8 protein-coding genes are annotated in these 7,942 nt (G+C 62.9%); 6 read left to right on the top strand and 2 right to left on the bottom strand.

Translation table 11 applies throughout. The features are described from left to right. Nucleotides 1-64: 64 nt before the first annotated feature. Nucleotides 65-967, bottom strand: coding sequence for an alpha/beta fold hydrolase (locus ACFULT_RS26670; protein WP_094720812.1), 903 nt, complete (start codon nt 965-967; stop codon nt 65-67). A gap of 10 nt (nt 968-977) precedes the next feature. Further along, entirely contained in the window at nt 978-2,945 is a 1,968-nt protein-coding gene (locus ACFULT_RS26665) for a CocE/NonD family hydrolase (RefSeq protein ID WP_037105606.1), read from the bottom strand. Nucleotides 2,946-3,381: 436 nt separating this feature from the next. Between ACFULT_RS26665 and rplJ the strand changes: the two genes are divergently transcribed. The 6 genes from rplJ to ACFULT_RS26635 all read left to right on the top strand — a co-directional run. Then, complete coding sequence (rplJ, locus tag ACFULT_RS26660) at nt 3,382-3,966, top strand: 50S ribosomal protein L10 (protein ID WP_019666427.1); 585 nt, start codon at nt 3,382-3,384, stop codon at nt 3,964-3,966. Between the two features lie 78 nt (nt 3,967-4,044). Further along, nucleotides 4,045-4,434, top strand: a complete 390-nt coding sequence (rplL, locus tag ACFULT_RS26655; protein WP_019666426.1) for a 50S ribosomal protein L7/L12 — start codon at nt 4,045-4,047, stop codon at nt 4,432-4,434. Between the two features lie 316 nt (nt 4,435-4,750). Further along, on the top strand, nt 4,751-5,959 hold the full coding sequence (locus ACFULT_RS26650; protein ID WP_378483039.1) for an ATP-binding cassette domain-containing protein: 1,209 nt from the start codon (nt 4,751-4,753) through the stop codon (nt 5,957-5,959). Between the two features lie 5 nt (nt 5,960-5,964). Further along, the gene (locus ACFULT_RS26645) at nt 5,965-6,759 is read left to right on the top strand and encodes an ABC transporter permease (RefSeq protein ID WP_037105611.1); all 795 of its coding nucleotides are present in this window, start codon (nt 5,965-5,967) and stop codon (nt 6,757-6,759) included. 6 nt (nt 6,760-6,765) lie between these two features. Next, nucleotides 6,766-7,626, top strand: a complete 861-nt coding sequence (locus tag ACFULT_RS26640) for an ABC transporter permease (protein WP_037105613.1) — start codon at nt 6,766-6,768, stop codon at nt 7,624-7,626. After that, a partial coding sequence (locus ACFULT_RS26635) for an MlaD family protein (protein WP_378483038.1) occupies nt 7,623-7,942 on the top strand: 320 nt, incomplete at its 3' end. The genes ACFULT_RS26640 and ACFULT_RS26635, both read left to right, overlap by 4 nt.

Here is a 7,942-nt window from a genome sequence, read left to right as displayed (position 1 = left end):
GGTGTTCGGTCAGTCAGACTGACCGAACACCACGTTCGCTCCGGAAAAGGGGGGCGGGAGCCGATCAGACTCGCGCGAAGTTGGACGACAGTTCGCCGAGGATTTCGTCCCACAGTGGACGGGGGAGGTCGTGGCCCATTCCGCCGATGAGGTGGAGCGAGGAACCGGTGACTGCTCGGGCGACGGCTTTGCCACCGGAGGGGCGCATGAGGCGGTCGGCGCGGCCGTGGACGACGACGGTGGGTGCGGAGATCCGAGCGGCGATTCGACGGAGACTGCCCGTTCCGGTCACGGCGGCCATCTGGCGGAGTGCGCCGGCGGGGTTGTAGTTGCGGTCGTACATCTCGCCGGCGGTGACGAGGAGTTCTTCCATGGGCGTGGGATACGCGGGGCTGCCGATGAGCCGACGGGTGTTGGCGGAGTGGGCGACGATCTGTTCGCGGCTGGCACCCGGGCCTGGGCCTTTCATGAGGGGGAGGAGTGCACGCGGGTCGGGCGGTGGCAGGAAGGCCTCGTTGGTGCTGGAGAAGATGATCGCGGCACTGAGTACGCGTTCCGGGTACAGACCGGCGAAGACCTGCGCGATCATTCCTCCCATGGATGCGCCGACGACATGGACCTGTTGGATCTCGAGGTGGTCGAGTAGGCCTTTGGCGTCGAGGGCCATGTCCTTCAGGGTGTACGGGACGGTGCTCGACGCTCCGAGGCCCGTGCGGATCAGCCGAAGCAGCGCGGAGCCTTCGATGCGGAGCCCGTCCATCTTGGTGGACAGTCCGATGTCGCGGTTGTCGAATCGGATCACCCGGAATCCGAGTTCGACGATTCGCTCGCAGAATTCTCTGGGCCACAACGTCATCTGGGCACTGAGCCCCATGATCATCAGGACTACTGGGTCGTCGGGGTTGCCCATGTCCTCGTAGGCGAGTTCGATGCCGTTCGACGGTGCGAAGCCGGTGCGGGTCTGCATTGGTTCTCCTTCACCAACCTGGGTCGTCGAGCATGGGCACGACGAGGAAGCTGGGGTTCTCGGGATCGATGACGATGTCTTGGCTGCGGGCTCGGGTTCGAAGCAGGTCGGGGAGGATGGGCATGAATCGGGGCGGGTCGGCGGCGAAGACGTCGACTCTCAGGCGGTGTCCCACGGAGATCGCGGCTTCGGTGGTGAGCAAGTCGATGTCGAGGGTCAACGGTTCACCGACGGGTACCGGAAGCATCGAGGCTTCGGTCAATGGGTGGTGCGGGCGTGTGTAATCACCGTTGGGGGCGAACAACGATTTCTCGTCGTCGACGGCTCGGCGCGATGCCAGCAGGGCCCCGTTGGTCACGACGGTGGATGTGCCGTCGGGGGCGACGTCGCACACCATGATGGCCCAGAGTGCCTCTCGTGCACGGCATACGACGCGTAGATGCAGATTCATCGGACCCGAGATCACCGTGTCGATCGAGGCCGGCATCGTCGTGAAGCTGACTGCAGCGCCCTCGGCGAATCGATTGTCGTAGGTGAATCCGCCACCGAGGACGGCGGTGACTCCGGCGAGCACCTGCGTCGTGTCCCGTGAGACGACGGCTCGAAGCGAGGGACGGACGGTGAATGTTCCACTGCTGCCGTCGGATCGGCCGCTGAGGGTGCCGTCGGCTGCTGCGTGCCGCGCCGTTCCCGACGTGGCGGCGGACAGGTAGAGCCGTTGCGGTACGGCGTGGGGTGCGGGGAAGCGGCCGTGGGCCGTCCACGATCCGCCCTGGCTACGGAGCGTGACGGGCCCGAATCGCTCGATACCGTTGTCCTCGTCGCGTAACCAGCGGTCGAACCATGCTCGTTCCAGTACGTCCAGCCGTGGCGGGAAACCTGGTCTGCCGAAGCCGATTCCGGGATTGCCGTGATACCCGTCCCCGACGAGCAGTTGTTTGCGGCCGCGTTCGAGGGCCAGTCGATTGTAGATGTCGGGTGCCGATCCACCGAAGATGTCGTGCCAGCATCCGTACACGAACGTAGGGACGTCGATCTCTTCGATGTCCGCGTCGATGTTGTCGTAGTACGGGTCGTCGTAGATCCGGGTGTCCCCGCCGGTCAGAAAACCTTTGGCGAGATCGAACATGTGGGTCGCGGGCGAGGCCGCTCGGTCGCGAAACCATGCCAGGGCGTCGATGCCGCGGAGCGTCGGAAACCATTTGAGGCCGTTCACCGCCGTCAGCCACAACGGGATGAACAGCGACGGTGCACCTCCCGTCGCGAAGATCTCACGGACGATGTCGACGGAACCCTCCACCGCGAAGACGGCGTGCAGGCCGTCGGGCCGCTTGGATGCTGCTTGGAGCGCGTTGATGGCGGAGTAGGAGATACCGGTCATACCGACGCGACCGTTGCACCAGGGCTGGGAGGTGATCCAGTCGATGATCTCGACGGAGTCGAGCTGCTCGCGATCCCCGAGGATGTCCCACGTGCCGTTCGACGAGCCGGTACCACGTGCGTCGACGATGACCTGGACGTAGCCGCTTCGAATGAGATGCCGGTTGACCGACAGCAGATCGGCGGCACCGCCGTCGACGATGCGCGTGATCTCGGTGATTCCGTCGAACGCGGTGTTGCTCAGGTCGAATCGACGCGACGCACCGCGGATGGCACGTCCCAGGACGGGCGCCCCGAGGAGTGCGTCGATGCCGGTGATCAGCCGCTTGTTGTACGGGGTGATGTTGAGGACCGCGGGCAGCGCGGTCGCCACGGCCTGCCCCGACGCATCGGCGGGGCGCATGACGTCCGCGCGCACTACCGTGCCGTCGCTCATGGTCACCGCGACGTTCCGTGCGCGCGCGATTCGCGGGTACAGCGGTGGTGATTCGACGAGGGTGCGCCAGGCAGCAGCTGCGTCGCCGCCGCTCGGGTCACGCTCCGGGCTCGATCCGGCGGAGTCCGGTACGAGCAGTGGGCGTGGCTGCGCTGCCGTCATGTTCTCGATTCAACAGCCCCGAGTACCGTCTTGTCCTGCGTGATGCGAATGTTGTTTGCGCGAACAACCTGCGTGGTTCGAGATCACAGGGCGGCGACGGCGTTTTGGACTTTGCAGCGCAGCGCTGTAGTCTGGTCGACGGTCCTGAACACGAACCCGGCTCACACCCGGGAATGTGCCGGGGCTGCCCAATCAAGTTCTACCCAAGACCGTTGGTCACCGCCTTCTCGAGGGATTTCTTTCACGAGATTGCGGTTGAAGGTCCGAGTCACTCGGACGGCCCACGCAGGAGAACGAGGTAAGGGACCTGTTCGACGGCTCGGATCACTCCACGCCGCCATCATGTCTACGCCCCGTGTGCCTCCTGCACCGGGGCGTTCGTCGTTTCTGCAGGACCTCTCGCGATCGACATAACTTCCACGAGAGGAGGCGAAGTATGGCAAAGCCCGAAAAGGTCTCAGCGGTTTCCGAGATCACCGAGCAGTTCAAGGGTTCGACGGCTGCCGTCGTCACGGAATACCGTGGCCTGTCGGTATCCGGACTGACCCAGCTGCGGCGTGCGCTCGGCGACAGTGCCACCTACTCCGTCGCCAAGAACACCCTGGTCAAGCGCGCTGCTGCCGAAGCCGGCATCACCGGGCTGGACGAGTTGTTCGTCGGACCGACCGCCATTGCGTTCATCAAGGGCGAGCCGGTCGACGCTGCGAAGGCCATCAAGGCATTCGCGAAGGACAACAAGGCCTTGGTCGTCAAGGGCGGCTACATGGACGGCGCAACGCTGTCCGTGGACGAGATCAACAAGATCGCGGACCTCGAGTCCCGCGAGATCTTGCTTGCAAAGCTCGCAGGTGCCATGAAGGGCAACCTGTCGAAGGCTGCAGGACTGTTCAATGCGCCTGCTTCGCAGGTTGCACGTCTGGCTCAGGCATTGGCAGACAAGAAGGCCACCGAAGGTTCTGCAGCTCCCGCAGCTGCTGCAGCCGAGGCACCGGCAGAAGCAGAAGCTCCCGCCGAAAGCTGATCCGCACTCACAGCGACAGCTACACAACCAACCTGTGTCGCGGATCAGCGACTCGGTACTAAAGGAAGGACCGCCACCATGGCGAAGCTCAGCACCGAAGAATTGCTCGACCAGTTCAAGGAGCTCACCCTCCTCGAGCTCAGCGAGTTCGTGAAGGCATTCGAGGAGACCTTCGAGGTCACCGCAGCTGCTCCCGTCGCCGTCGCCGCTGCTGGCGCACCGGCTGCCGGTGGCGCTGACGCTGCCGAGGAGCAGGACGAGTTCGACGTCGTCCTCGAGTCGGCCGGCGACAAGAAGATCCAGGTCATCAAGGTCGTCCGTGAGGTCGTCTCCGGCCTCGGCCTGAAGGAAGCCAAGGACCTCGTCGAGAGCGCTCCGAAGGCAATCCTGGAGAAGGTCGCCAAGGATGCAGCAGAGGCTGCCAAGGAGAAGCTGGAAGCAGCCGGCGCAAAGATCTCCGTCAAGTAATTCTGGCGTAGCTCGCACACACGAAGGGCCATCCCCACTCGGGGGTGGCCCTTCGTCGTGTCGTGTTCGTGGCCGATGCCCGTGAATTCAGCTCGGTTCTGTCTGTTCTCACAACGTTGATGCGTTGGGTTTCATCACAAATCGGGCGAGTCGCACGCGTGTCGTGGTGAGATGAGCCACACTGATGCCAGGACCGCAGCCCGACTCGGGGAAGTTATTACTGGGCAGTAAGCTCCGGTGTCGGTGTGGACACTCGTGTGCGATAGAGTGACCCAACCCACATCCGGGTCGATGTGTACGAACTGTGGAGGTCAGCGTGGGAGTCGAGGTTTCGGTCGAGGGATTGACCAAGTCTTTCGGTGTCCAGAAGATTTGGCAGGACGTCACTTTGACGTTGCCGTCGGGCGAGGTCAGTGCACTGCTGGGACCGTCGGGAACCGGTAAGTCGGTGTTCCTGAAGTCGCTGATCGGTCTCCTCCGTCCCGAGCAGGGCAAAATTTTCATCGACGGAACCGACATCCTTCAGTGCAGTTCGAGGGAGCTGTACGAGATCCGGAAGCTGTTCGGAGTTCTGTTTCAGGACGGTGCCCTGTTCGGATCGATGAACTTGTACGACAACGTGGCATTTCCGTTGCGCGAGCACACCAAGAAGTCCGAGTCCGACATCCGCAAGATCGTCATGGAGAAGCTCGAACTGACGGGTCTGATCGGCGCGGAGGACAAGCTGCCCGGTGAGATCTCCGGAGGTATGCGCAAACGCGCCGGCTTGGCCCGTGCGTTGGTGTTGGACCCGGAGATCATCCTGGTCGACGAGCCGGACTCGGGCCTGGATCCGGTGCGTACGACGTACATTTCGCAGACGCTGATCGACATCAACGCCGAGATCGATGCGACCATTCTGATCGTGTCGCACAACATCAACCTGGCGCGGACGGTGCCGGACAACATCGGTATGTTGTTCCGCCGCCAGTTGGTGATGTTCGGTCCTCGTGAGGTGCTTCTCACCTCCGACGAGCCTGTGGTCAAGCAGTTCTTGAACGGCACGATGATCGGGCCGATCGGTATGTCGGAGGAGAAGGACGAGGCGCAGATGGCGCACGAGCAGGCCCTCGTCGACGCCGGGCATCATGCTGGTGGTGTCGACGATGTGGAAGGTATCGTGCCGCAGATGAAAGCGACTCCCGGTACGCCGGTTCGGCAGGCCGTCGGTCGCCGTCAGGAGCGTGTGCGTCAGATCATGCACACCCTTCCTCAGAGCGCGCAGGTCGCCATTCAGGAAAGCCTCGACACCACGGACCCCGGCAGTCAGACACCCGCGTACGCGGGCAGCCAGACGTACGAGAACGACGGCCACGCCGGCTACGACAACTCCGGCTACGACAACACCGCGTACGACAACTCCGGTTACGACAACGCCGCGTACGACAACACCGGTTACGACCAATCCGGGTACGACAGTTCCAGCTATGACACTTCAGGACGTAGCGATCAGGGCCACGGTCCTGCGCAGGGGCGGGGACAATAAGCACCATGGGGGGATCGAAGAAGTCCGCTCTTGCTCCGGCGGGCGCAGCACTTGCTCAAGCCGGAAACATCGTAGATCTACTGGTCGACGTCGTTCGAAACACATTCAGACGGCCCTTCCAGTTTCGCGAGTTCATCGAACAGGCCTGGTTCATCGCCAGCGTCACGATTCTGCCGACGGCGCTCGTCGCCATTCCGTTCGGCGCGGTCGTCTCGCTGCAGACGGGCTCGCTGATCAAACAGCTCGGTGCCGAGTCGTTCACCGGCGCAGCGAGCGTGCTGGCGGTGATCCAGCAGGGAAGCCCGATCGTGACGGCGCTGTTGATCGCCGGTGCTGCTGGGTCGGCCGTGACCGCCGACCTCGGTTCGCGAACCATTCGTGAAGAGATCGACGCGATGCGAGTGCTCGGAATCGACCCGATTCACCGTCTCGTCGTACCGCGCGTGCTCGCCATGATCCTCGTCGCGCTGCTCTTGAACGGACTGGTGTCCGTCGTCGGAATCGCGGGCGGCTACTTCTTCAACGTCGTGTTGCAGGGCGGCACCCCAGGCGCTTACCTCGCGTCGTTCTCGGCGCTGGCGCAGCTGCCGGATCTGTATGTGGCCGAACTGAAAGCAGCGATCTTCGGTCTGATCGCGGGCATCATCGCCTCGTACAAGGGACTCAATCCCAACCCCGGCCCCAAAGGCGTCGGCGAGGCAGTGAACCAGACTGTGGTCATCACCTTCCTGCTGCTGTTCTTCGCCAACCTCATTCTCACCCTGGTGTACCTCCAGGTCGTGCCGGCGAAGGGAAGCTGACTCGCAATGACCATCGCCAAAGGTCGCGGCGACCGTACTCTCATGCGCGCGAAGCGCATCGCCGGTGCTCCGCTCACCGTGTTGGACAACGCGGGCGAGCAGATGTCCTTCTACGTGCGTGCCATCGGATGGATTCCGCGCACGCTCATCCACTACAAGAAAGAAGTACTGCGACTTCTCGCCGAGGTCACCTTCGGCTCGGGAGCTCTCGCGGTCATCGGCGGAACAATCGGTGTCATCGTCATGATGTCCGGCGCCACCGGTGTGGTCGTGGGTCTGCAGGGGTACGCAGCACTCGAGCAACTCGGAAGCTCGGTCCTCACCGGCTTCCTCTCCGCGTACGTCAATACCCGTGAAATCGCGCCCGTCGTTGCAGGTCTAGCCCTGTCGGCCACGGTCGGGGCCGGCTTCACGGCACAGCTCGGTGCAATGAGAATCTCCGAGGAGATCGATGCGCTCGAGGTGATGGCGGTGCCCAGCGTTCCGTTCCTCGTCACCACACGCATGATCGCCGGATTCGTCGCCGTCATCCCGCTCTACATCGTGGGACTCCTGGCGTCGTACATCGCATCACGCGGAATCAGCACGATATTCAACGGGCAGTCCGGTGGGTCGTACGACCACTACTTCAATCTGTTCCTACCGCCCGAGGATGTTCTCTATTCGTTCCTCAAGGTGTTGATCTTCGCCTTCGTGCTGATCATGATCCACTGCTATTACGGATTCCATGCATCGGGCGGACCTGCAGGCGTCGGCGTCGCAGTGGGCCGGGCCGTGCGAACGGCCATCGTGACGGTGGCGGTACTGGACTTCTTCCTCAGCCTCGCAATCTGGGGAACCACGACGACAGTGAGGGTTGCAGGATGATCGACTCGCCGTCGCGGCTGAAGCGACTTCTGCTCGGCCTCGCATTCTTTCTGGTGTTGATCCTCTTCCTCGGATGGTCGGTCACCTCGTACAACAAGACCTTCAAGAAGGTCGTCAGTATCGATCTGGTGACCGATTCGGTGGGTAATGCGTTGCCTACCAATGCGGATGTGAAGGTTCGCGGGTTGATCGTCGGTGAAGTGCGGTCGGCGTCGTCGGTCGACGGTGTGGTGACGGCGAAGTTGGCGATCGATCCGGACAAGGCCGATCTGATTCCGTCGAACGCGACGGCGCGGTTGCTGCCCAAGACGTTGTT

It is taken from the genome of Rhodococcus sp. NPDC057297, assembly GCF_042667435.1.
In the GTDB taxonomy this organism is placed as follows: Bacteria; Actinomycetota; Actinomycetes; order Mycobacteriales; family Mycobacteriaceae; genus Rhodococcoides.
Note: the sequence above shows the minus strand (reverse complement) of the source record. Positions and strands in the feature narration are given on the sequence as shown.